A 24,022-nucleotide genomic window follows, 5' to 3' on the forward strand; every position below is an offset into this window, starting at 1 on the left:
GCGGCGATCACGCTGGGGCAAAACGCTATTCGTCATCGCTGTGCTGGTCCCGCTGGTGTACTGCGCGTTGTACATGTGGGTCCTTTGGGATCCAGCCGAACGACGATCGTCATGCTGGAACTATTCACTTTCGGTGGCGCGTACATGATTCAGACGCTGCCCGCCCCCTTACGATGGTTGCACCCACTCGCCGGAATGACATACGAGCGCGAAGGGCTGCTGGCCGGATTTCACGGCGTCCCCGGATTCGCGCACGCGCTGACTGTCATGATCGCCGTCACTCCCATGACCGCAGCTGGAAGCGTACTGCTGCAACGCTATTCGCTGAAGCGCCGGGCACGAGAGCGGAAGGTGGCTCAGTCCTGAATCGGCAGCGCACTTCTGGCCCTACGCGCGGGGCAGACACACCAACCCATCGGGCCGTTGTTCAGGGTGCACGCAGACCTCCGTGCAGCCATTCGAGCATTACGTAGGTCTATCGTCGCGCTGCGGAGACAGGCTGTTGCGGAGGAATTGGCGGCAGGTCCTGGCCGCGGTGGGGAGATCGAAAGCCTTCGGGGCGATCAGATATTGGGCGGCGATGCCGCGCACCATCCCGACGACCACGGCGGCGGTGGCTTCCTGGTCGACCGAGTCCGCGACGGTGCCGTTGGCTTGTCCTGCGCGCAGCAGGGTTTGCGTGCCGAGGCGGAACCGGGCGTCGTCGATGGCGAAGACCGGGCGCAAGGCCGCGTCGGCGGGGATGGCGGCACCCCACATCACCAAGAACGCACGACCGGTCTGCGCGTGGCCGACCATCGCGGTCAGGTAGTCCTCGACGAATTGGGCCAGGACCTCCACCGCGTCCATGTCGGTATCGATGAGATCGGCATCGGCCAGTTCGGTGACGAAGCGGTTCTGGATCCGCTCGGCCAAGCGCTCGACCAGCGCGGCCCGGCTACCGAAGTGATGGCTGACCAGGCCGCGGCTGTAGCCGGCGAGCTGCCCGACATCGGCCAGGGAAGTCTGGTCGATACCGCGCTCGGCGAACAGTGTTTCGGCCGCGTCGAGCAGGGCCTGCTCGGCCTGAGCGGTGCGCTCGCGCTGGGTGCGGCGGGTAGGCACGGAGGCGCGATGACCGGGATCTGCTGGCGCAACGGGCGATTCGGAATGACTGGTCACGGAATCCACCTCACTGTCACTTGCTGAATGCTCGACAAGAATAATGGGCCTGCCGTTCCGCGTGGACCGGCAGGCACGACAGGTCAGCCCAGGCGGGCGCCGCCGTTTACCGGGATCACCTGGCCGGTCACATAGTTCGACAGCGGCGAGCACAGCCAGAAGATGGCGTCGGCCGCCTCGGTGATGGTGCCGGTGCGGCCCAGCGAGACGAACGGCATCGGTTTGGACGCGTAGATCTCGGCCTCGGTGGGTGGGGTGTCCGGGTCCACGGCGATCCCCATCCGTTGGGCCTGTTTGGCGGGCATGCCGACCTGGATGGTGCGGCCGCCGGTATGGATGACCTCGCGGTCGGATTGCGGTAGGCCGAAACGGGTTTGAATGACGCCGAACGCCACGGCGTTGACATTGACGTGCATCGCGCCCCATTCCTGGGCCAGGGTGCGGACCAGTCCGAGCACCCCGGCCTTGGCCGAGGCGTAGTTGGCGGCCCCGTCCAGGCCGAGGAGCCCGGCCATGGAGGACACCATCACCGTCTTGCGGTGTCGGCGAAGGCCTTCGGCGGCATCGGATTTCGCGGCGGCTCGGAAGACGGGAGCGCAGGCGCGCGCCAGCCGGAAAGGAACCACCAGGTGGATGTCGAGCATGGCCTGGAACTGTTCGTCGGTCATGGCGTGTACCCGGCTGTCCCAGGCGTATCCGGCATTGTTGACCACGATGTCGAGCCCGCCGTGCTCGGCGAGAGCGTGCTCGACGAGGTCGTCGCAGGCGCCGGGGCGCACCAGATCGGTGATGAAGGCGGTCGCGGTGCCGGTGCCGAACCTGTCGTTCAGGTCGGCGACGGCCTGCTCGGCCTTGTCCTTGTCGACCTCGGCGATGACGACCCGCGCGCCGTTGGCGGCCAGTTGCACGGCGGTCGCGCCGCCGATTCCGCGGGTGCCGCCGGTGACTATCGCGACCTGTCCGGCGAGCAGGGTGCTGGTGAGGGTGGGTTCGAGGGGCATATCAGCGTCCTGTCCAGATCGGGGGCCGCTTCTGCGCGAAGGCTGCGAGACCTTCGCGTAGATCCTCGGAATCATGAAGCGCGGCAACGTATTGCATTTGGTGTTTCCAGCCTTCGGCGTCGGTCCAATCGTGGGCGCGGGTCGCGATCTGCTTGCCGGCCCGAACCGCCAGCGGTCCGGCCGCGCTGACCTGCCTGGCCAGCTCGAGCGCGGCGGCGAGGGCGGCGCCCGGTTCGGTGAGCTGGTTGACCAACCCGATCTCGGCGAATCGGGTCGCGGGCCACGCCTTTCCGTTGAGGATCAGTTCCATGGTGAGGTGGTAGGGGATGCGCTTGGGCAGGCGGAAGGCGCCGCCGCCGAGGGCGACCAGTGAGCGGGCGACCTCGGGCAGTCCCATGATCGCGGTGCGCGAGGCCACGATGAGATCGCAGGCCAGGCACAGTTCCAGGCCGCCGCCCAGGGCGTGTCCCTCGACGGCGGCGATGATGGGTTTCTCCGGAGGCCGGCCCATCATGCCGAACGCGCCACGGCGCTCGGTGACGCCCATATCGCCTGTTGCGGCGGCGATCAGGTCCTGCCCCGCGGAGAAGACGATGTCGGAGCCGGTGAGAACCGCGCAGCGCAGGCTGTCGTCGGCGTCGAAGTCGTCGATCACGGCTTCGAGCGCGCGAGCGGTGGCGGCATCGAAAGCGTTGCGGCGTTCGGGCCGATTGATTCTCATGACCAGGGTCCGGGCGTCGACCACCTCGGTGACGATGAGATCGGCGGACCCGTCGCCGAGTTCGGTTGTGGTGCTTGTTGTTCGGTCATGCGATGGCATGGGATCTCCTGGTGCTCGGTCATACGTTGCGGTGGCGCCCTTGCCAGAAAGGTTGGCGCAGAATGTTCTTTTGGACCTTGCCGACTGGATTGCGTGGCAGGTCCTCGACGTTCTCGATCTCGGCCGGGTAGATGTTGACCCCGCCGGCCACGATCATGTCCTTGATCCGGTCGGTGAGGAATACGAACCCGTCGCTGTCGAGATAACCGACGTCGCCGGTGCGGTAGAAGCCGTCCTTGATCACGTCGCGGCCCAGCGGCGGCCCGCCGAGATAGTTGCGCAGCACGATGGGTGTGCTGACCGCGATCTCCCCGATCTGACCGGCGGGCAACCGATTCCAGTCTTCGTCGACGATGGCGATCTCGACCCCGTCGTAGGGCCGGCCGCTGGTGCCGGGTTTGCTCAGCTGGAACTCGGGTGGGGTGAAACTGATCATGCCCGGTTCGCTGGCTCCGTAGGACTCCCAGAGCACGTCCTCGCCGAAGCGTTCGACGACCCATTGCTTGAGCGACTGGGCCACCGGGGCCGCGCCGAGCACGATCTGCTCGATCGAGGACAAGTCGTAGCGCAGCAGTCGCGCCGGATCGGCGACTTCGGCGGGATCGACCGGCGGCACGCCCCGTGGCTTACCGGTGGTCCCGGCCGTGTACAGCACCAGTGATGGCCGTGCCGCACCGAAACGCGCTGGGGCATCGGCCGTTTCGAGGAGGCCCTCCAACCGGATGCCCGCCGCGTCGGCGGACTGTCCGACGGTGATCAGCACGCCGGGCTCCATGCCCGCCCAGCCGCTGATGTCGGAGTCGTTGCACGCGAGGCCTTTCGCGCCGCTGTCGCGCAGGATGTGGCCGACCTCGGCGGGGGTGAGCCGCCAGTTCACCGCCACCTGAGCCACACCGAGTTTCTGCAGCGCGCGCTGCAGGATGAACCATTCGGGCGCGAGCCGGAAGCGCATGCCGAGGCGGTCGTCGGCCGCCAGGCCATGGCGAGCCAGACCTTCGGCGACGCGGTCGGCGGCATCGTTCCAGCGGCGGTAGGTCAGCACGGTGCCGTTGCTGATCACCGCCGGATGGTCGGGTCTGTGGAGGGCCCAGTACTCCGGGGAGCCGTGGTCGGGGTGGGTCATCATTGTCCCTTCGAGGGTCGGAATTCGTGGCGCGACTTGGTCAGTCGCGGGCCAGGATGTGCACGGCGCACACGGCTCCCAGGCCCACCATGTGAGCCAGGCCGAAGCGTGCGTCAGCGTGCTGACGGGCACCGGCCTCGCCGCGGAGTTGCGTGGTCAGCTCGGCGATCTGGCCGATGCCGGTCGGACCGATAGGGTGGCCCATGGACAGCAATCCGCCCGAGGTGTTGACCGCGACTCGGCCACCGATGTCGAATTCCCCTGCCGACAGCGCCGCCGCGGCGTGGCCGGGACCGCTCAATCCCATCGCCTCCAGATACACCGGTTCCTCGACGGTGAAGGCGTCGTGCAGTTCGACGAGATCTAGATCCGCCGCTGTGATCCCCGCGGCGGCCAAGGCCTCGGCCGTGGTTTCACCGGTCAGCGCGGCGTCGAAGTTCGCTGTGCCGTAACAGGTTTCCGACCGCAGCGCCGAGGACCGGATGCGCACTGCCCGGTCACGGTTCAACCCCAGCTCGTCGATGGCCCGATCGGAGACGATCAGAGCCGCGGCCGCGCCTTCGCCGACGGGACAGCACTGCAGCCGGGTGAAGATCCCGCTGAGGTGCGGGGGTTCCAGGACCTCCGCCAGCGTGCGGGCCTTGGGACGCTGCGCATTCGGGTTCAGCGCCGCGTGCCGGCTGTTCTTGACCGCGACCTGTGCGATCTGCTCGGCCGTCGCACCCGACTCGTACAGGTACCGCGATGCCAGCAGGGCGAAATGAGTCACCGGCAGGATCCGGCTCGACACCAGATCCTCCACACCCGCCGCGCGGGCGGGGGCCGAAAACGACAGCGGCTTGTCCACCCCGACCGCGACGGCCACCTCGTGCACGCCCGCCGCCACGTCGAGGTAGGCCTGGCGGAACGCGCTGGACCCGGACGCGGAGGCGTTCTCGATCTGCATCATCGGTATCCCGGTCGCGCCCAGATGCCGATACATCAACCGCGACAACGCCATCGAGGTCGTCGCGGTGCCGGTGTATGCCGTCTGCACCTGATCCCAGGACATGCCCGCGTCGGCGAGTGCCGCGCGGATCGCGGTGACACCCAGTTCGGTGTAGGGGGTTCGGCTGACCTTGCGGTAGGGATGCAGGCCCACACCCACGACCCACGCCGTGCGGAGCGGCGCCGCGGCGCTCACGCGGTCTCACCGCTCACGAGCACCGCCATCGGCTCGACCAGGTCCGCACCGGCTTCCTGACGTCGACTGCGGTGCCAGTGCCCCGTGACCCGATCCCCGATCCGCACCGTGGCCGAGTCCGGATGTACGGATATGCGGATCAACGGCCCGGCATCGAGGACGATCTCCGCGATCGTGAACGGGCCACCTTGTGCCGGCACCGCTACGTCGGCGACCGCGAACACCACTCCCGTTGCGGTAAAACGGGTTTCGGTGAGTTTGTCCGCTGCGGCGCCGCAGTTCTCGCATCCGAGTCCCATCGGCGGAAAGTAGACACGGCCGCACTCGCGGCATTCGGTTCCCGCGAGGAGCGGATCGTCGAACGATGGATCGTAGAGCCGAGGGTGGACGGCGACTCTCATCGAAACCTCCAAAAACTTGTCAACCGTTCAGCAAGTTGAGGCTAGCACTAACTAACGCTCGTTAGTTAGCCTCTAATTGTGAATCGAGATTCCGGCCGGTCCGACCCTGCTGTACCCGTCGCCGACCGCGCCCGGTGCGCTGGTGATCCGAGTCGACCGGTGACCGAGCAGCCGCACTATTTTCGTCGAGTCGCGCCGCAACGATTCGCGCCCACGCTTCACGTCGGAGGTGCGTGGGATGCCGGCGAACAGCACGTCGGTCCGCTGGCGGGCTTGTTGGTGCACGAACTCGACCGGTGGTGCCGAAACGGCGGTTCCGGCCGCCTGCTGAGTCGGGTCACCTTCGACATTCTCGGGCCGATCGCATTGGCGGAGTTCGATATTCACGTCGAGACCCTCCGCGCCGGGCGCACGGTCGAACTGGTCGAGGCCGTCGCTGTCGTCGCCGATCGGCCGGCCGTCGTCGCACGCGCCTGGTACAGCACGATCGCTGACACCGAGAGCGTCGCCGGCGGGCAGCCGCCCGCGCTACCGGCTCCGGATGCTGTGGTGCCGTGGCCGCTGACCGCGGTCTGGCCCGGCGGTTACATCGCCTCTCTCGACGCCCGGCCGATCGGCGCCCCGCGGCTCGGGAGAACTGCCGCTTGGATCTCGACCGGCACCGTTCTCCTTGTCGGCGAACCGGTGTCGGAACTCGCATCGTTCGTCGCGTTGGTCGACACCGCCAATGGCATCGCCGTGCGCGAGCAGCCCGATCGCTGGCTGTTCCCGAATCTGGATCTGACCATCCACCTCTACCGCCAACCGCGCGGACGGTGGGTCGGTTTGGACGCCAGCGTCACGTTCGGCCGTTGTGGCCAGGGCCTGACCAGCACCGTCCTGCACGATATCGACGGTCCGGTCGGGCACGCCCAGCAAACCCTCGCGGTACGCCCCCGTTAGTCGTGGGTGCGGGCAGGCGCGCCCAACGCGGGAACGGCTGCGGCGGGCCTGGATTCGCGGCTCGCACCAGCGATGTCGAGTGCGTACCCGGCATATTGCCGAGCGACTTCGTCCGCCCCGATATCGCCGTCCTCGCGAAACCAGCGAGCGATGGAGACGCACATCTCCATGATCGCGAACGAGGCGAGTTTGGGTGCGGCGACAGTGAACACTCCGAGGCCCGTCCCGTCGATGATCAACTGCCGGAACGAATGCTCATGTCTGCGGCGCAACTGTTGCGCCGCAGTGAGAGTCGGCTCGTCCAGGTGCACGGTGTCTTGATTCACCACCAGCGCCTCACGACGGTGCGTCGCATGATGCAGCGCGTAGACCCGCGTCGCCTCCCACACCTGCTCCACCGGATCGGAGGTCCGCGCCAGCACCTCGTCGAACTCCGAGACCACCTGGTCGAGAGTTTCGGCGACAATCTCGGCCAGCAGCGACTGCTTGGAGTCGATATGCGCATACAGGCTCGGAGTCCGCAGCCCGAGCGCGTTCGCGACGTCTCGAAGCGACGTCCCGTGATAGCCACGTTCGGCGAACAGCGTCAATGCCGCCTCACGCACATCAGCTTTCGTCACCGCGGGAAGCGCCGCCGACCGCCTGTCGACATGTCCGGTCATCGCGCCCTTCCCCAGTGTCCTTCCATCGAAACTCATCCCATCGTAGACATGGGGTTGCCGCCCATCATGCGGAGCATGGGGAGGCCGCCGGTGCGGGTGAAGCGGATGACGAGCAGGGTGGCCAGGAGGAGGAAGGCTATGTTGAGCCAGGTGGTGTAGTTCCAGTAAATGCCTGCGGTCATTACCGTGGCGTTGCGGTCACCAGGGACGAGACCTGCTGTGCCGAAGATGATTTCGACGAGGTAGCCGGCGCCGACCATGGCGGCGTAGAAGGTTGCCAGCAGGGTCAGCATCATGCGGGTGCCGTAGTACTTGCGGTAGATGTTGAGGATCGGCAGGATCAGCAGGTCGGCGAAGATGAAGGCGATGACGCCGCCGAAGCTGATGCCGCCGTTCCACAGCACCGCGGCCAGGGGCACGTTGCCGATCGAGCAGACGAACGACAGGATCGCCACCAGTGGTCCGACGATCGGGCTCCAGATGGCCGAGAGCAGTGGGTGGTCGGTCAGGAAGAAGTGCTGCCAGAACGTATCCGGCACCCAGGCGCCGATCGCGCCCGCGATGAGCAGCCCGATGACCAGATCGCGCAGAATGGCGGCCCACTCCATGACGAAGACGTGCGAGACGGCGGTGACGCCCTGCGGGGAGAGGAGTCGTCGCAGGAACGGTCCTTCGGTCCCTACCGACATGTCCATGGCGGCATGGCCTTCCATCGATCCGGCCAGGCCCTGCTCGGCTTGTGCGCGGGCCGCGTCGACCAGGCGTGACCGCACGAACAGCCGGAACAGCACCGCCAGCAGCACGATCATGATCGGCCCGCCGACGAATTCGGCCGCGGTGAACTGCCAGCCCATCAGCAACGCGAGAATGATGCCGAGTTCGACGACCAGATTGGTCGAGCCGATCTCGAAGGCCATGGCGGCGGTGAAGTTCGCGCCCTTGCGGAACAGTGAACGCGCCAGCGCCACAGCGGCATACGAGCACGAGGAGGAGGCCGCGCCCAACCCGGCCGCCACCGCGAGGGTGCGCGGGCGGTCGTCGCCCATCAGGCGCACGATCGTCGACTTGCGCACCACCGCTTGAACGGTCGCAGACAGCGCGAAGCCGAGGATCAGCGCCCAGAGAATCTCCCAGGTCATCGATCCCGCCAGCGATAGCGCATGTCCGATCGCGTTCATTGTCGCCTCGTCTCGTCCCTGTCGGATGACCGTGCCCGTGGCCGACTATATACCCCTGCCGGGTATAACTGATCTACCTGCCTCGGCGTGTACGGACCGGTGCCGACTAGTCGTTGGTTAGTCGGTGATTAGTGGCGGCCAGCAGACTGGCGCGCGCCGGGGCCGGACGGTCCGGCGTGCATCGACCAGCCAGGAGTCATCTTGTTCCGCAACGGATTCGCCGCCACCGCTCTCCTTCTCGCCACGCTCACGGTGACGGCCTGTAGCGAGGGGTCCAAGTCGGCCGAGGTCAAGGCCACCACCCCGGCGCAGGCCAGCACGACGGCGGGCGCGGGCTCGCCGTCGCCGGCCGCGAAACCCACGGGGACCGGCGATGCGTGCACCGAGGTGCAGTACGAGATCGATCTGGCACATCAGTTGCAGCAGGGGCAGCAGCCGGCGGACCCGAAAGCCGCGGAATCGCGGTTGAGTTCGTTCCGTCCGACCGCCCCGGCCGCGGTTATCACCCCGTTCGCTCAGCTCGACGCGATCATCGTCGGGCATCTGGAGAAGCGGGGCGAAGATCAGATCAACGCGGAAGCCGCCGGCGTGCTGCTGGGCAAGTTGTCGCAGTGGAAGTCGGCCAACTGCTGACCGGTGACCAGCGCACCAGCGTGTGACGGGAGGTTGCACGAAACGTCTCGGGCCGCCGGTCGGTCGGTTTAGCCTGTGCGAGTAGGTTTGCGATCGATCAGGCGATTGTGGTGCTCGCATGGACGGAGAAATCCCACTGGACCAGCCGCATACCTCCCGCGTCTACGACTATTTTCTCGACGGCAAGGACAACTACGAGGTCGATCGGAAGGCCGCGGAGGAAATCCTGAAGGTGTGGCCGAACATTCGCACCGCCGCGCGGGTGAATCGTCAGTTCATGCATCGCAGTACGCGGTTTCTGGCCGAGTCCGGGGTCCGGCAGTTTCTCGATATCGGCACCGGCATTCCCACCGAACCCAACCTGCATCAGGTCGCGCAGGCGGTGACGCCGGAGGCGCGGGTGGTGTATGTCGACAACGATCCGGTGGTGCTGGCCTACGCCCGCGCGCTGATGACGGGCACCGCGGCGGGCTCGACCACCTATATCCAGGGCGATGTCCGCGATCCGGCCGCCATTCTGCGCTCGGCGGAATTGCTCGAGGCCCTGGATCTGTCGCAGCCGGTCGGGCTGAGCATGATCGCGCTGCTGCATTTCGTCGAGGCCGATATCCCCGCCATTCTGTCCGGCTTCCTCGATGCCCTGGCTCCGGGTTCGTATCTCGTGATCTGCGCTATCACACCGGATTTCGCGCCCGAGCAGGTGCTGCCGGCCCAGGAGGTCTACCGGGTGCGCAGGCTGCCCGCGCAGGTTCGCCATTACGACGAGATGGTCGGCTGGTTCGCCGGTCTCGACCTGATCGACCCCGGCGTGGTTCCCCCGCATCGCTGGCGGCTGGGCGAAACCTCCGAATTCACCGAGGCTTTCGACGCCAAGGTGTCCTGCTGGTGCGGGGTCGGCCGCAAACCCTGAGTCAGCCGTAGAGCTGGACGAAGCGGTCGAGGGAACGTTCGACATCGCCGCGCAGCGCGCGGGCGACCACCGATCCGATGGGTCCGAACAGCGGCGCTCCGCCGAGATCGAAGTCGGCGGTGACCTTCGAGCCGGTCGCGGTGGGGGCCACCCGCAACTCGATGCCGAATTTGGTGCCGCCGATGCCGGAGCCGTTGAGCACCAGTCGATTCGGTGGTTCGGCGGTCTTCACCGTCCAGGTGACCCGGTTGCGGAAGCCCTTCACGGTGGCGACGCCGACGAGCCGGGTGCCGGGGGTGAGGCCCTCGGGCACCGGTCCGCGCCAGCCTTCGTGCAGGGTCAGCCACTTGTCGAGTTCGGGCAGGTCGGAGGCGTGCGCCCAGGCCTGATCGGGCGGGATGGGGACGTCTACGGATACCTTGAGCTTGGCCACGCCGCGATGATATCTGTTACGTGATGTAGCTGTTAGCTCGGGAGGTCGGGCCGGGCGTTTCCGCCGGGTTCGCAGTCAGCTCGAGCGCAATGGTGTCGGCGGATGATCCGTGGCCCTAGCGTCGGACGGCGTGAGCGAACTCGATCATGTGGTGCTGGCGACGCCGGATCTGGCGGGCACGGTGGAGACGGTGGGCCGGCTGCTGGGCGTGAAACCCGTTGCGGGTGGCGCACACACCGGCCGCGGAACCCGCAACTATCTGCTGGGCTTGGGCAACGGCGCCTACTTGGAGATCATCGGACCGGACCCCGAGCAACCGGAACCGGAACTGCCGCGGCCGTTCGGCATCGACGAGCTGAGCGAGGCCCGGCTGGCGGGATGGCTGGTCCGGGTCGAGAACATCGACGCGGCCGTGGCCCGGGCGCGATCGGCCGGTTACGACCCGGGGGACGCGTCGGATCTGTCGCGAACGACACCCGACGGGCGAATCCTCCGGTGGCGCTTGACCTTTCCCGCGCCCAGCACCGGAACGCAGGTGGTGCCGGCGCTCATCGACTGGGGCGACACCGACCATCCGGCGAACGAGCTGCCGGAGGTGCCGCTCCGCGAACTCGAGATCGTGCACCCGCATCCCGAGCCCGTCACGGCGCAGCTGCGAGCGCTCGGCGTCGATTTCGCTGTGCGCGCGGGGAATCGGCCGGCCCTGATCGCCCGGATCGGTGCGGACGAGCCGGTCGTACTGCTCTGATCGTCAGCCCACCGCGGCGCGGGCGGTGACCCGCAGCGTGAAGTTGCGCGGTTTCAAGGTCGGGAACTCCTCGATGTCGAGGCGATATCCGGTGCTCCACAACTCGTGGTCGTGCACCAGATGAGCCAGGGTGAGGACCGTCTCGTGCAGGGCGAGGGCACGGCCGATGCAGGCGCGCGCCCCGGTCCCGAACGGCTTGTAGGTGAGCGGAGCCGGTCCGGTCAGAAAACGGTCGGGGGAGAAACTGTCCGGATCGATCCAGACGGCCGGGTCCCGGTGAATGGCAAGCAGATTCAGGTAGATCCAGTCGTCGGGAGTGACCCGGTGGCCCGCGATGGTGGCCGGGGTGCGAGCGGCGCGCAGGAACGCCGGGGCCACCGGATGCAGCCGCAGCGTCTCGTCGACGACCGCACGCAGATATCGCAACCCCGCGATGTCCTCGTAGACCAATTCCGCCGGGGCCTTGCCCGTTCCGGCGAGTTCGGCGCGGGCCCGATCGGCGACCTCGGGATGCCTCGACAACTCGTACAGCGCGAAAGCGACTGTCCCCGCCGTGGTTTCGTGACCGGCAATCAGCATGACGACCGCCTGGTCGATGATCTGCTGCCGGGTCAACGGCGCACCCCGCTCCGGATCGGTATCGCTCAGCGCCGCCGTCAACGGCGCTTCACTACTGCCCGAGTCGACGACCATCTCGACGTGCCGCCGTAGCGCCTGCGCATGCGGCGGCACCGGGTTCACGCCCAGAACGGCATCGAGGAACGGAATCACCTTGCCCCGGTTGGTGGTTCGAATCAGCACGAACATGGTGTCGACGAATTCGCGCCGCTGCGTGGAGGTCAACCGGGTCCCGAATCCGGCCCGGGTGATGAGGTCGTACGCGAGATCCTGGGTGCGTTCGCCGACATCGATCGGCTGCGCAGATGCGCTCCAGCGCCGCAGGTGCGCGGCGATGACCGGGTTCATGGCCGCGTGGTAGCGGCGCATCGCGGCCCGGCTGAACGCGGGTTGCAGCCGGTCGTGGGCCAGCCGCCAGACCGCGTCCTCGGTGTCGGTGAACAGCAGACCGGTCGGCGCCATGGGCGCGAGCCGCCGGAAGGCGGGACCGTTGACCTTGGTCCAGCCGCGGTCGTCGAGAATCGGTTCGGCCAGCGCGGCCGAATTCACCACGAGCATGCGCGGATACCGCAGCACCCGCACCTCGTAGACGTCCCCGAGTCGCTCGGCGTGGCCGGTGATGCTCTGCGCCGGTGTCCGGGCCGACAGCGACAACGCGTCGCCTACGAGCGGAACGCGCCAGGGCGGATGGGGTACGGCTGACATTTCGACCACTCCTTCGACAGCGCGGACAGAATACGGGCTTCCGACTGCAAATCCGCGCCGCCCGGCAATCCGAGGGCGGGCGCGGCCGGATCCGCCGCACCACCCGCCGACCGCACCGCGCACGCCGCCGTCAACGCCCGCGCGACAGCGGCGAAATCGCCTGCCGTCGTGCGTCTTTCCGCGGGGACATACGGGGCCAGACCGAGAATCGCGTCATTGATCTCGATGACCGAGCGATGCAGCAGATACGTGGGATCGGCTCCGGCCGGGCGCGGCTGCACCACCTCGGGGCACGCCCGGGTCAGATCCGACCACAGGGGCGCGAGGGTCGCGACCGCCCGCGCGGCCGGATCACCGCGCAGGGCGTCGATCAGCCGCAGCGCCAAGGGGATCGCGGCCAGCGGGGTGAAGCCGATGCTGTCAACCACGAAGGCCATCCGGTCGGTCTGCGCCGCGTACTCGGTGAACGCGTCGACATGCCCGGTCGCCAGCACCAGCGAGGTGGTGAGCCCGAAGGTCAGACTGCACAGCAGGCCGGTGAAGATCACCAGGAACAGCAGCGAGAACACGCGTGCGCTCCACGGCGGCCGGCCCCGCAGATCCTGTAGTGACGCCGACACGATCAGCACCGCGCACGCGTACGGAAAGATGACGAACAGCAGCGTCATCGGTGCCGATTGCCAGCCCGGGTACTGCAACACCAGCCCGCCCCGCGCCGCGATCGGACTGCCCAGCAACAGATATCCCAGTCCCATCAGCGCGGCGGCGGTGTACACCACCGGCAGCCGTGGCGTCTTCCGTTGCTGCGCATGCGAAACCACCAGATACGCCTCGGCGGTCACCAGGATCATCAGGGCATTGGCCAGCTGATACTGCCGGGCCGCCGTCAGCCCCGGCTCCCATCGCTGAATGTGGTTCTGCGCGGTGGCGATCATCAGCAGCCAGGCCAGCGTCGAACCGATCAACGCGTTGTTGACGTGCCGGCTGCCGAAAGAGTCACGGCACCAGACGATTCGGAGCAGGGTCACCAGCGCCGTGCACGTCCACAGCGGCCAGGCCGCGGTCTCCGGCAGCGAGGAGTACGGGGGGAGCGGCGGGTACGACACCGCTCACCCGCGCACGAAGACATTGCGCAGCGGCGCGAACGGCCGCCGCCGCATGGCCGGCATGATCAGATTGGCGAACGCCTCTGCCTCGAGCTCCTTGGCGGTGCCGAACACCCCGCGGGCCAGCGCGGTCTCCAGGCGGGTCAGCGCCGCCGGGCCGACCAGGCCGCCGAGGTAGTCGCCGAGCGCGGCGTGAATGCGCTCGCCCTCGTGATCGAGCAGCAGATGGCCGATCTCGTGCAGCACCGTGTGCTCGACCATGTAGCGCGAGGACCGCTCCTCGTAGACGATCAGCGTCAACTCCTCGGTCTCGGCGAGCAGCCCGCACGGGAAACCGGCCGCCCTGAGCCCGGAACGGCCCACCAGCGCAATGGGTTTGCCGCGTTGCTCGGCGAGGGTGTCGACGAATCGCCGCAGGTCCCAGGGTTCCGGGATCACCAGGTTCGCGATCAGCGATTCGAGCCTGTCCTCACCGCTCACGGACGGCGTCCTGTCCGGACTTGGCCTGCCGCACCGTGGTGATCAGCAATTCCAGTGCGTCGACGGAGAACTCGCCGCCGCGAAAATGCACCGCGCCCAGCTTGATGCCGAGCGTGCGGGCGGTGTCGAGAATCGCGAGCTTGTGATCGAGGGTGCGCATCTGTTCGGTGTCCGGGTCCAGCAGGTACAGCGGGTCGACCTCGAACTGTATCGCTATGGCACGCAGGATGTCCGGTGACGGATTGCCGGTTTCGGCGCGGGCCTCGGCGATCTCGGCCGGGGTGACCGGGCGGCCGAGGAGGGCGGTCGTCTGGCGGGCCAGCTCCGTGTTTTGATGGTTGGCATTGTGGTCCGGATGGTCGTCGCGGGCTCCGAGTAACCTGCACAAACGGTCGACTCGATGCGCGACGAGATTCATTGCGGGCCTACTCCTGCGTTCTTCCGTGCCTGCCGAAGCCTGGCCCCGAATCTACCCGCCAGTTCGTCCGGTATCTCGCTGGTGCGGCCGATCAGCCAGCGGCGATAGAGTTTGTCCTCGTAGTCGGGGTCCTCGGGCGAGACCGGACCGTCCAGCAGTCCGGCGAAGGCGCGATCGAGCAGCGGCGGAATCGACCAGTCCCCGTCGCGATTTCGCTCCAGCAGATCGGTGAGATACAGCCCGATCAGCCGACCGCATTCGAGATTGATCCCGGCGACGGCCGCCTCGAGTTGTCGCGGATCGAGGGGATCGCGTGCGGCCAGGTTCAACTGGACCTGGGCCTCGAACAGGCCCAGCGCCAGCGCGGCGGGCACCTCGACCACGGCGGTGCCCGCGTCGAGCGTGCGCCCGAGGGCCTCGGGATGCGGCTTGTCCCCGGTCCAATAGGCCCGGGCCGCACTGCCGTTCTGCCAGCACAGGGCGGTGTCGAGCCGGCGGAAGGTGACCGGCTTCGGGGCGGGACCCAGCGTCGCGGCCTCCACCCGGACCAGGGTGCGCCTGGTCGGCCCGCCCGCGGCGATCACGTCGTCGAGGCTGTAGTTGAGTTCGCGCCGCCGCTCCCGCACACAGGCCGCGAGAAACGTGGCGTACTCGGGTTGCATGTAAACCGATTTTACTCGAAGGTGGCCATGACTTGGAACAATAGGTCGTTCGTTCTCTACCGATTTTGTTTGCGAGTGGACATCGGCTGGCATAGTCTCGGATCGGCGGACGGCATCATGAGCCATGAACCGATCTGGACTGTGGAGGGGATGGATCGGCGTAAGGCCCGTGGGTGCCGTCCGCCGCGTGCTTCGGGGCGGCGGCACAAAACGAGCAACGTCGCCGGGCGAAGGGGGGAGTTGGCCCGGCGACGTCGTCATCGAAGTGGCTCGAGGCCACTGATTCGGGTCAACGCTGTTCTGGGGGGAGTGAACAGGTTGCCCGCGGACGATGATACGGACATACCCCCGTCTCGGCGCAAGCCCCTGTGACGAATGAAATCGACTGGACCGCAATCGGTTGCGGTTCCGGGGACGGCGTTAGGGGGCTCGGGCGGCGTGATTCGGGGGCTTTAGGGGAAAACGGCCGGATTGTTTCGCCGCGGTGGATCGAGTGGTGGTCAGCTTGGCCGTGGTGTGGGGTGGGCGGCAGACTGGGGCGGATATGAAGCTGCCGGAACTTCCCGACCTGCCTGTTCGCGCGGCCCTCGACGAGATCGTGGGGACGCTTGCCGCGCATGGGACCGCCGTCCTGGTGGCGCCGCCGGGCACCGGGAAGACGACGTTGGTGCCGCTGGCGCTGGGCGCCGCGAGCCCGGGACGGGTGGTGATCGCCGAGCCTCGGCGGCTGGCCGCTCGGGCCGCCGCCGCGCGGATGGCGGCGTTGCTGGGGGAGCGGGTGGGTGCGACCGTGGGGTATTCGGTGCGCGGGGACCGCAAAGTGGGGGCCGGGACGCGGATCGAGGTGGTGACCTCCGGTCTGCTGGTGCGACGGCTGCAGAGCGATCCGGAGCTGAGCGGGGTCGATGTCGTGGTGCTCGACGAGTGTCATGAGCGGCATCTCGACGCGGATCTGCTGCTGGCGCTGCTGCTCGATGCCCGCGCGGGATTGCGGCCCGATCTGCGTGTGCTGGCCACCTCGGCAACCGTTGCGGCGGAGCGACTTTCGGTACTGCTGGGCGGGGGAGAGGTGGCCGCGCCGGTGCTGCGGGTGCAGGGGCGGGCCTATCCGGTGGAATTCGAGTATGTGCCGCCGCTGGCTCGCGAGCGCATCGAGCAGCAGGTGGCGCGGGCGACGCGAATAGCGTTGGCGGACAATGCCGGAGACGTCCTGGTGTTCCTGCCCGGGGCAGGGGAGATCCGCCGCACCGCCGAATTGCTCTCGGATCTGCGCGATGTCGATGTGATGCCGTTGCACGGCCGGTTGGCCGCGGCCGCACAGGACACCGCGCTGCGGCCCGGGCCGCGCCGGCGCGTGGTGCTGTCCACCGCGGTCGCCGAATCCAGTCTGACCGTGCCGGGCGTGCGGGCGGTGGTGGACTCGGGTCTGGCGCGGGTGCCGCGCATCGACCATCGGCGCGGGCTGTCCGGCCTTGCGACCGTGCGGGTTTCGGCCGCGGTCGTCGAACAGCGCGCGGGTCGTGCGGGCCGCGAGGGGCCCGGTCGCGCCTGGCGCTGCTGGCCCGAATACGAACACGCCACCCTCCCCGCCTACCCGGAACCGGAGATCCGCACCGCCGACTTGACCCGGCTCGCACTGGAATTGGCGTGCTGGGGCACCGTCGACGGTCAGGGCCTGGCGTGGTGGGATCCGCCGCCCGCGGGCGGTCTGGCCGCGGGACGCGCGGTGCTGCGCGCATTGTCGGCCGTGGACGACCATGGCGTGGTGACGGAGCGAGGCCGGCGGATGGCGGCGGTCGGCCTGCACCCGCGGCTGGCCCGCGCCCTGCTCGACGGCGCGCAGGAGGTCGGGCCGCGGGCGGCCGCGGAGGTGGTCGCCCTTCTCGACGACGACACCCTCGTCCCCGGCATCGATCTCGTGGCCGCGCTGCGCACGCTGCGCGCCCAGCGCCCCGCACGGTGGGAGCGGGAGGCTCGACGCCTCGCCACGCCGGCCACACCGAATCCTGCTGCCGGACAGGGGAGTCGATCTGCAGGAGGTGACGATCCGGCGTTGATCGCGGCGCTGGCCTACCCGGAACGGGTGGCGCGGCGTCGAGCGGCGGGGTCGTCGAGTTACCTGATGGCGGGTGGTACGGCGGTGACATTGCCGCCGGGCAGCGGTCTCGCGGATGCCGAATGGCTGGCGGTGGCGGTGGCGGGCCGCGATCCAGGGCAGTCGGAGGGGCGAATCCGATTGGCCGCCAAGGCCGATGAGCAGCTCGCGCGGACGGCGGCGGCCAATCTGCTCGAGTCGGTGGACGAAGTCGACTGGCGTGACGGCGATCTCGTGGCCCGGCGCGTGGAACGACTCGGCGCGATCGTGCTGTCGGAGCGGCCACTGCGCGACCCGGACCCGACGCTGATCTCGGCGGCGCTGTTACGCGGTCTCGCCGCGCAGGGCTTGGAGCTGCTGCGCTGGACCGACGAGGCCCGAGATCTGCGCCGCCGCTTGGATTTCCTGCATCGCGCCGTCGGCGCGCCGTGGCAGGCCATGGACGACGAGACCCTGCTGGCCACTGCCGAAACCTGGCTCGGTCCAGAACTTTCCGCCGCGTGCCGCCGCACCGACCTCGAGCGGATCGACGCTGGGAACGCCCTGCGCCGCCTGCTGCCCTGGCCCGAGGCCGCCCGCCTGGACGAGCTCGCCCCCGAACGCCTGGAAGTGCCGTCCGGCAGCCGCATCCGCCTCGACTACTCCGCCGACCCACCCGTACTGGCGGTCAAGGTCCAGGAGATCTTCGGCTGGACCGATCCGCCCCGGCTGGCCGGCGGCCGCGTCCCGATCCTGCTGCACCTGCTCTCACCCGCCCAGCGCCCGATCGCCGTCACCGCCGACCTGCCCTCCTTCTGGCGCACCGGCTGGCCCCAGGTCCGCGCCGACCTGCGCGGCCGCTACCCCAAGCACGCGTGGCCGGAAGACCCCACCACCGTCATCGCGCACCGCGGTACCGCCCGCAACGCCCACCGGCCCACCTGAAATCCGGTACGCGGGTGACGGGACATCAATCCCGCTGCGGCCGAGGCGTTATCGCCAGGAGTACCGGGCCGCTCTCGCCGGTGGGGCAGCCGGAGGCGGTGCAGCCGCCACACCCGGTGCTGGGGCAACCGGATCCGATTCGTTCCACCGACAGCCGTTTCTTGCGGGTCCAATAGTCGACCATGGCGCGCGCTTCGTCGGCGGAGACACCGACCGTGCGCGCTACCTGGTCGAGGTTGAATTCCCCACGGGACGAGGTGATTTCGGCCAGGACGCGGCGCAGCGGGCTGGTCACCAGAAAACCCGGCCGAGCTGGAAGACCGCCACCGCCAGCAGCCAGGCGACCGACAGCTGCATCGCCACGCTCAACAGCGTCATGCGCATGCCGATCGTATTGCGCAGCACCGCGAGCGTGGTCATGCACGGGGTGTAGGCGAGCAGGAACATCATGAACGCCAGCACCGCGGGTGTGGTGTGCCCGCTGGAGGACTGCCGGAACGTCTCGCGCAGGGAGTCCGACAGCGGGGCGTCGGCGGGGCCGTGACCCGGATCGTCCAGGCTGTAGGACTGCGAGATCGTCGCCACCACGGCCTCTTTCGCCACGAAGCCGCTCACGAGCGCGGCCCCGGCATGCCAGTCATCGAAACCGGCCGGCGCGAAAGCGGGCGACACCGCCGACGACACCGCACCCAGCGCGCTGTGCTCGGCCGGCACCTCGCCGAACGTGCCGCCGCCCACCGGAATCGACGCCAGCAGCCATACGCCGGTGACGGTGGCGACGATGATGCCGCTGGCGGTGGTCAGGAAGCCTCGCATCTTCTGCCAGGTGTGCGTGCCCAGCACCCGCAGGCTGGGGCGGCGGTAGGGCGGCAGGTCCAGGACCAGCGGTTCATCGGCCATATCGCGGAACATGATGTTGCGCAACAGGTATCCGATGCCGACCACCAGCAGAATGGAGACGAGGTACATGGCGAACACCACCGTCCCCGCCTGGCTGCCGAAGAAGACGCCGGCCAGCAGCACGTACACCACCAGCCGGGCATTGCAGCTGGTGAACGGGATGAGCAGGGCGGTCAGCAGGCGGTGGCGGGGGTTGGCCAGCACCCGGGTGCCGGCGATGGCGGGCACATTGCAGCCGAACCCGACGATCAGCGGCAGCACGGCGCGCCCGGGCAGGCCGATGGTGCGCATGAGCCGGTCGGCGACGAAGGCCGCGCGGGCCATGTAACCCGAATCCTCCAGCAGCGCAAGCAGAACGAACATGATCAGCATGAGCGGCACGAAGCTCAGCACCTGGCCCACGCCATTGATGAAACCGTCGCGCACCAGGCCGATCAGGGGGCGCGGCGCGTGCAGAGCGGTCAGGAGATCGGACGCCGCGTCGGCGACGGGGCCGGTGATCAAGCCGCCGAACGCATCCTGCAGCGGCTTGGCGACCGTGGTGGTGAGTTCGAACACCAGCCACATGACGGCCAGGAACAGGGGGACGCCGAGCCAGCGGTGGGTGACGATCCGGTCCACGCGATCACTGCGGGTGACGCGGGCCGCGACGGGGGCGACCACGGCGGCGCGCACATCGTGCGCCCAGCCGTACCGGCGTTCGGCGATGAGGATCTCGCCGTCGTCGTCGCAAGCCGGCGGCTCGTCGGTGGCCTCGGTCAGGATCGTGCGGGCCGTCGCGGCCAGATCGGCCGGCACCTCCGGCGGGGTGTCGCCGGCGAGCAGGGCCAGCGCCAGCCAGCGCGCCGGATAGTGTTCCGGCAGTTGTGGTTTCAGCGTCGTGATGGCGGACTCCACATCGTCGCCGAGGTGTGGCGCGATGGGGACGCGGGCCTCGGTCAGCGTCGCGTCGACGGCGGCCGCGAGGGCCGGTACCCCCGTGCCGCCGCGCGCCACCAGCGACACCACCGGCACGCCGAGCGCCTTGGCCAGCCGGTCGGCGGCCACGGGTGTGCCGCGGCCGGCGGCCACATCGGTCATGGTCATGGCGACCACGGTGGGCAGGCCCGTCTCCAGGATCTGCGACAGCAGATACAGGCTGCGTGTCAGGTTCGCGGCATCGACCACGGCGACCACGAGATCCGGGCGATCCGGTCCGGCGGCGAGCAGGGCGTCGCGGGTGACCGCCTCGTCGGGGGCGGCGGGCAGCAGGCTGTGGGTACCGGGCAGGTCGAGCAGGCGAATCGTGCGGCCGGCGGCCAGTTTCCACGGGCCCTCGCTCACCTCGACCGTGGTGCCCGGCCAGTTGCCGACCCACTGGCGCGCGCCGGTGGCGGCATTGAACAGGGTCGACTTGCCGACATTCGGATTGCCGACCAGCGCCACGGTGGCGGCTGCGGTCACGGTCGTGCTGCCGGTGGAAGGCGCAGGGCCGCAGCAGGATTCGCTCATGCGCCGGTGACCGGAGTGTGCTGGGCGCGGTCGCGCGCCACCTCGATCGCGCGGGCGGTGGCGCGGTCCACCGCGATCCGCGCCTCACCGACGCGCAAGATGCGGCCGCCGCAGACGCCGATCGCGGAGACACTCACCGGCGCGCCGGGAATCAGACCCAGCTCGAGCAGGCGTCGTCGCTGTCGGCCCAGGAGTCGAAGGCGTCCGATCCGGAAAGTCTCTCCGGGTTTGCTGTCCATCAGCGAGCTCACAGTGGCCTCTTTCAACCGGTGACGCACGAACGCTCCTGACCGCTGGAACGTTTCTGTGTAAGGGAAGCTGATAACCGATTTTAAGAGGCCGCTGAGAAATAGCTATACCGCTCTAATCACGTCCGGATTGGGACGTTTGACCCTTTACTCGCTCGTATCGCCCGCGCCGCCCTCCGCGACGATCCGGCCGGATTCGATGGCCGCCAGCAGGGATTCGTAATCGGCCGCCGTCTGGTCGGCGTAGGCGAGCGCGAATTCCCCCATGGCCTTGTCGAAGACATCGCCGCTGCCCAGGTAGGCGGCGATCGCGACTCGGTCGCCCGAGCGCGCGTGCCCGCGCGCCAGAGTATGGCCGCACAAGGTGGCGTACTGCTTCAGCTGCGCCGCCGACATCTCGTCGATGACCATGGAGCCCTTCATATCTCGCAACTGCCGCCAGTAGTAGTGCAGTCCGTCCGGCCCGGTGGCCCAGCCCAGGAAGATGTCACCCGCCGACTGGGTGAGCCGCTGCCCGTGCACCACGCGATGCCCCTGGTGCAGGAACTGACTCGGGCCCGAATAGGGTGCCAGCACGGAATTCTCGGCCTGCTTGACCTGGAGGAACAGGGGATCGCCGGTGTTGCGTCCGGTCAGCAGCGCGATGAAGCATCGGGTTCCCACGCTGCCCACGCCCACGACTTTCATTGCGATATCACGCAATTCGTACCGATCCAGCAGGACCCGGCGCTCCTCCGGCAGCGTGGCACGGTAGTCGGTGAGCACCGAATTCAGTTCGGTGTGCAGCTCTTTCGGTATCGGCATGACCAGCGGCGGATCCGCCTTGATGCACGGCAGGCCATCGGGCCCGGGCTCGGTGAGCTTGCCCAGGGCCTGCAGGCTGGTCCGGGTGCGCGCCTTGCTGATCACCTTCTCGGACTGCTTGCGGTCCTTGGGTTTCAACAGTTCCTGGACCTGTTCGGCGTCGACCATCTGATACCAGACCTCGGTCTCGCCGAGGGTGGCCAGCCGCGCCATGGTTTCGCGATAGGCCTGCGCCGCCGCCACCGCCGCCGCGCCCGCCTCGGTGTCCTCGCACCCATTGGCCCGCGCCGCCACCGCCACACTGGCGACCAGCCGCTTTACATCCCATTCGAACGGTCCCGGCAATGTCTCGTCGAAATCGTTGACATCGAACACCAGCGACCGCTCCGGCGACGCGAACAACCCGAAGTTCGACAGATGCGCGTCCCCGCACAACTGCACCACCAGCCCCGTGTGCTCCCCGACCGCGAGATCCCCCGCCATGATCGCGGGCCCGCCCCGATAGAACGGAAACAGCCCCGCCGCCATCCGCGCATACCGAATCTTCACCAACTCGGCCACCCGAGTCTCCGCCTGCCGTTCCAGCACACTCACCGGATCCGCCCGCCCCACCCCCGCCCGCCATTCCCCCAACGCCGACCGCGCCACCCGCTTCCGCGCCGCCCGCCCAACCTCCGCCGCCCCCAACTCCACAGTCGACATGAAAGAACCCTAATTCCCACCCCCACGAATTCCCAGCTCCACGGGTTGGTTCGGGCAACGATCAGTCAGCGACGCGACGTCACTTCGCAGGCGGTGAAGAACGGCCCGGCAGAGGATGTTCGAGGTAGCCATCGGCGAAGAAGGCCAATGATCCGCAGGTGTCGCAGCGGTAGGTGTGCTGGTGCACGATGTGCTGACCGAGTTTGCGGGGTTCGCCGGAAAGCCAGCCCGGCTCACCGGTTTGGAAGCCGAGCGCCCCGATGTAGGTGCGCTCTCGCTCGCACCATGTGCAGCGTAAATCGACACCCTCGCGACGCCGACGGATCTCCTCCGCACGAGCACCCAGTGTGGTTCTGACCTGATCGATATAGCGTTCGGCCTCGGTCAAGGTCACCCGAGCCGCCGGACCCCACCAACTCACTCGCTGCTCGACGGTCCGCAAATGCGCGAACTCCGCCGCCGAACGCCGAACCACTCGACTCCCGCGCAGCCCTCCGCGCACCCGAAAAGTGATCTCAGCCTGCGAGATCCCCTCCGGCAGGCCACTGTCCATGAACACTCGCTCAGGGTCATTCGCATCCGGCTTGTAGCCGATCCCCCCGTCCTTCACGGAAGGGGACGATACCGCCTCTGGACGGCCGGGGTGGGCCCGGTGTTATTCGGTGAGTAGGCGTTCGATGACCCAGCCGGCGGCGTCGGGGTGCATGGGGAGGGTGGCGTGGGTGGAGAGGCCGGCGTCGGGGTAGAGGTCTTCGAAGAAGTCGTTTTCGACGGTGGGGTCGTCGATGAAGGAGGCGGTGCCGGGTGGGGTGAGGACCTGGTCGCCTCGGGTGGCGAGGACCGAGTAGTGCACGCCGGGGACGGTGAGGCCACCGGCGAGCAGGGCGGTGGTGACCTGGGAGCCGGCGAGGCAGTCGAGGGCGCCCTGGACGCCGCGAAAGACGGTGTCGCGCAGGGGATTCGTGGCGTCGGTGAGGATGCCGGCGAGGCCGTCGGGGGAGCCGGGGAGGTCGCGGCCGCCGATGAGGGTGGCCGCGTTGGTGCCGGCGGTCACCGGGGCGAGGTAGACGGCGCGGTCGACGGAGGGGCCGCCGTGCAGGAATTTCAGGTAGTAGTTGGCGATCAGCGCGCCGGAGGAGTGGGCGACGATGTCGACCTTCGGGGCTCCGGTGGCGGCGAGCACCTTGGTGACGAAATCCCGCAGTTGCCCGGCGGATTCGGATACCGGTGCGGCCGCTTGCATGGGGCCGATGATGCCGTAGCCGAAGATGAGGGGACAGCCGCCGATATCGCGGATGCCGCCGGTGATCCCCGCCATCTGCTTGTCGAGGGTGGCGCGAATGTCGCCGACCGCACCGAAACCCCCGAGAATCACCACCGGATTCGGCTGCTCCGGCGCGGGCACGCAGTCCAGGGCGGGTTCGAGCGTGCCCGAGACCGGCTGCGTTCCCGGCGGATGCACGGGCATCGCCCCCGCCTGCCCCACCCCCACCGCCTGCCCCATTCCCACCGCGAGCGCCGCCGCCATCACCGCCACGCTCGTCCGTACCCGCCATCCACGCAGTGCAGAACCGATCACCTTCATCACAGAAATAGTTCGGACACCGACGACGTTTGGACGACCGAATCAGCGTGTCGGCGGCGTGGCATACGCTCCGGGTGGATGGGAAGGAT

General features: G+C 68.4%; 26 protein-coding genes. 6 read left to right on the forward strand and 20 right to left on the reverse strand.

Features of this window, described 5'->3' with window-relative positions; all coding sequences use genetic code 11:
• The first annotated feature begins 195 nt into the window (after positions 1–195).
• Entirely contained in the window at positions 196–366 is a 171-nt protein-coding gene (locus tag D7D52_RS30020) for a hypothetical protein (protein WP_162958646.1), read from the forward strand.
• A 99-nt stretch (positions 367–465) separates the two neighbouring features.
• On the opposite strand, the gene D7D52_RS38140 is transcribed toward D7D52_RS30020, so the two are convergent.
• The 6 genes from D7D52_RS38140 to D7D52_RS30055 all read right to left on the reverse strand — a co-directional run bounded on the left by D7D52_RS38140 (position 466) and on the right by D7D52_RS30055 (position 5,689).
• Complete coding sequence (locus tag D7D52_RS38140; RefSeq protein WP_162958647.1) at positions 466–1,161, reverse strand: TetR/AcrR family transcriptional regulator; 696 nt, start codon at positions 1,159–1,161, stop codon at positions 466–468.
• 83 nt (positions 1,162–1,244) lie between these two features.
• Positions 1,245–2,162 (reverse strand): SDR family NAD(P)-dependent oxidoreductase, encoded by a 918-nt coding sequence (locus D7D52_RS30035; RefSeq protein WP_120741737.1) that lies wholly within the window; start codon positions 2,160–2,162, stop codon positions 1,245–1,247.
• 1 nt (position 2,163) lies between these two features.
• The gene (locus D7D52_RS30040) at positions 2,164–2,982 is read right to left on the reverse strand and encodes a crotonase/enoyl-CoA hydratase family protein (RefSeq protein WP_120741739.1); all 819 of its coding nucleotides are present in this window, start codon (positions 2,980–2,982) and stop codon (positions 2,164–2,166) included.
• A gap of 19 nt (positions 2,983–3,001) precedes the next feature.
• The gene (locus D7D52_RS30045) at positions 3,002–4,105 is read right to left on the reverse strand and encodes a class I adenylate-forming enzyme family protein (RefSeq protein ID WP_162958648.1); all 1,104 of its coding nucleotides are present in this window, start codon (positions 4,103–4,105) and stop codon (positions 3,002–3,004) included.
• Positions 4,106–4,145: 40 nt separating this feature from the next.
• Positions 4,146–5,288: a thiolase family protein gene (locus D7D52_RS30050; RefSeq protein WP_120741745.1), complete on the reverse strand. Its 1,143-nt coding sequence runs from the start codon at positions 5,286–5,288 to the stop codon at positions 4,146–4,148.
• Positions 5,285–5,689 (reverse strand): zinc ribbon domain-containing protein, encoded by a 405-nt coding sequence (locus D7D52_RS30055; RefSeq protein WP_120741747.1) that lies wholly within the window; start codon positions 5,687–5,689, stop codon positions 5,285–5,287. The genes D7D52_RS30050 and D7D52_RS30055 overlap by 4 nt, the downstream gene beginning before the upstream one ends.
• 159 nt (positions 5,690–5,848) lie before the next feature.
• Between D7D52_RS30055 and D7D52_RS30060 the strand changes: the two genes are divergently transcribed.
• A complete protein-coding gene (locus D7D52_RS30060; protein WP_187703051.1) occupies positions 5,849–6,631 on the forward strand; it encodes a thioesterase family protein in 783 nt (260 codons plus the stop codon).
• On the opposite strand, the gene D7D52_RS30065 is transcribed toward D7D52_RS30060, so the two are convergent.
• Positions 6,628–7,293: a TetR/AcrR family transcriptional regulator gene (locus D7D52_RS30065; protein ID WP_120741751.1), complete on the reverse strand. Its 666-nt coding sequence runs from the start codon at positions 7,291–7,293 to the stop codon at positions 6,628–6,630. The two genes, D7D52_RS30060 and D7D52_RS30065, sit on opposite strands and share 4 nt — an antisense overlap.
• Before the next feature lie 32 nt (positions 7,294–7,325).
• Positions 7,326–8,471 carry a permease gene (locus D7D52_RS30070; protein WP_120741753.1) on the reverse strand — a complete coding sequence of 382 codons (1,146 nt, stop codon included), beginning with the start codon at positions 8,469–8,471 and terminating at the stop codon, positions 7,326–7,328.
• Between the two features lie 201 nt (positions 8,472–8,672).
• On the opposite strand from D7D52_RS30070, the gene D7D52_RS30075 reads away from it, so the two are divergent.
• Both D7D52_RS30075 and D7D52_RS30080 read left to right on the forward strand, forming a co-directional pair.
• Positions 8,673–9,104, forward strand: coding sequence for a hypothetical protein (locus tag D7D52_RS30075; RefSeq protein ID WP_120741755.1), 432 nt, complete (start codon positions 8,673–8,675; stop codon positions 9,102–9,104).
• 118 nt (positions 9,105–9,222) lie between these two features.
• Entirely contained in the window at positions 9,223–10,014 is a 792-nt protein-coding gene (locus D7D52_RS30080) for an SAM-dependent methyltransferase (protein WP_120741757.1), read from the forward strand.
• A gap of 1 nt (position 10,015) precedes the next feature.
• Here the strand turns inward: D7D52_RS30080 and D7D52_RS30085 are convergent, their stop codons facing one another.
• Positions 10,016–10,447, reverse strand: coding sequence for a type II toxin-antitoxin system Rv0910 family toxin (locus tag D7D52_RS30085; RefSeq protein WP_120741759.1), 432 nt, complete (start codon positions 10,445–10,447; stop codon positions 10,016–10,018).
• Between the two features lie 130 nt (positions 10,448–10,577).
• Between D7D52_RS30085 and D7D52_RS30090 the strand changes: the two genes are divergently transcribed.
• On the forward strand, positions 10,578–11,195 hold the full coding sequence (locus tag D7D52_RS30090; protein WP_222932700.1) for a VOC family protein: 618 nt from the start codon (positions 10,578–10,580) through the stop codon (positions 11,193–11,195).
• Positions 11,196–11,198: 3 nt separating this feature from the next.
• Here the strand turns inward: D7D52_RS30090 and D7D52_RS30095 are convergent, their stop codons facing one another.
• Genes D7D52_RS30095 through D7D52_RS30115 form a run of 5 tightly spaced genes read right to left on the reverse strand, consistent with a single transcriptional unit; the run spans position 11,199 to position 15,184 of the window.
• A complete protein-coding gene (locus D7D52_RS30095) occupies positions 11,199–12,518 on the reverse strand; it encodes a cytochrome P450 (RefSeq protein ID WP_120741763.1) in 1,320 nt (439 codons plus the stop codon).
• A complete protein-coding gene (locus D7D52_RS30100; protein ID WP_120741765.1) occupies positions 12,476–13,624 on the reverse strand; it encodes an MAB_1171c family putative transporter in 1,149 nt (382 codons plus the stop codon). The genes D7D52_RS30095 and D7D52_RS30100 overlap by 43 nt, the downstream gene beginning before the upstream one ends.
• A gap of 3 nt (positions 13,625–13,627) precedes the next feature.
• The gene (locus D7D52_RS30105) at positions 13,628–14,104 is read right to left on the reverse strand and encodes a M48 family metalloprotease (RefSeq protein WP_120741767.1); all 477 of its coding nucleotides are present in this window, start codon (positions 14,102–14,104) and stop codon (positions 13,628–13,630) included.
• A complete protein-coding gene (locus D7D52_RS30110; protein ID WP_120741769.1) occupies positions 14,094–14,522 on the reverse strand; it encodes a hypothetical protein in 429 nt (142 codons plus the stop codon). The genes D7D52_RS30105 and D7D52_RS30110 overlap by 11 nt, the downstream gene beginning before the upstream one ends.
• Entirely contained in the window at positions 14,519–15,184 is a 666-nt protein-coding gene (locus D7D52_RS30115; protein ID WP_120741771.1) for a hypothetical protein, read from the reverse strand. Before D7D52_RS30115 ends, D7D52_RS30110 begins: the two co-directional genes overlap by 4 nt.
• 496 nt (positions 15,185–15,680) lie before the next feature.
• Between D7D52_RS30115 and hrpB the strand changes: the two genes are divergently transcribed.
• Complete coding sequence (gene hrpB / locus D7D52_RS30120; protein ID WP_246023389.1) at positions 15,681–18,203, forward strand: ATP-dependent helicase HrpB; 2,523 nt, start codon at positions 15,681–15,683, stop codon at positions 18,201–18,203.
• 25 nt (positions 18,204–18,228) lie between these two features.
• Here the strand turns inward: hrpB and D7D52_RS30125 are convergent, their stop codons facing one another.
• The 6 genes from D7D52_RS30125 to D7D52_RS40025 form a co-directional block, all read right to left on the reverse strand.
• The gene (locus D7D52_RS30125) at positions 18,229–18,498 is read right to left on the reverse strand and encodes a FeoC-like transcriptional regulator (protein WP_162958649.1); all 270 of its coding nucleotides are present in this window, start codon (positions 18,496–18,498) and stop codon (positions 18,229–18,231) included.
• Complete coding sequence (gene feoB, locus D7D52_RS30130) at positions 18,495–20,546, reverse strand: ferrous iron transport protein B (protein WP_222932701.1); 2,052 nt, start codon at positions 20,544–20,546, stop codon at positions 18,495–18,497. Before feoB ends, D7D52_RS30125 begins: the two co-directional genes overlap by 4 nt.
• A gap of 44 nt (positions 20,547–20,590) precedes the next feature.
• Positions 20,591–20,845, reverse strand: coding sequence for a FeoA domain-containing protein (locus tag D7D52_RS30135; protein ID WP_120741777.1), 255 nt, complete (start codon positions 20,843–20,845; stop codon positions 20,591–20,593).
• A gap of 144 nt (positions 20,846–20,989) precedes the next feature.
• A complete protein-coding gene (locus D7D52_RS30140) occupies positions 20,990–22,348 on the reverse strand; it encodes a DUF2252 domain-containing protein (RefSeq protein WP_120741779.1) in 1,359 nt (452 codons plus the stop codon).
• 79 nt (positions 22,349–22,427) lie between these two features.
• Positions 22,428–22,958: a hypothetical protein gene (locus D7D52_RS30145; RefSeq protein ID WP_162958650.1), complete on the reverse strand. Its 531-nt coding sequence runs from the start codon at positions 22,956–22,958 to the stop codon at positions 22,428–22,430.
• 45 nt (positions 22,959–23,003) lie between these two features.
• Entirely contained in the window at positions 23,004–23,933 is a 930-nt protein-coding gene (locus tag D7D52_RS40025; protein ID WP_281279139.1) for a lipase family alpha/beta hydrolase, read from the reverse strand.
• Between the last annotated feature and the right edge of the window lie 89 nt (positions 23,934–24,022).

It is taken from the genome of Nocardia yunnanensis, from assembly GCF_003626895.1.
Lineage (GTDB): Bacteria > Actinomycetota > Actinomycetes > Mycobacteriales > Mycobacteriaceae > Nocardia > Nocardia yunnanensis.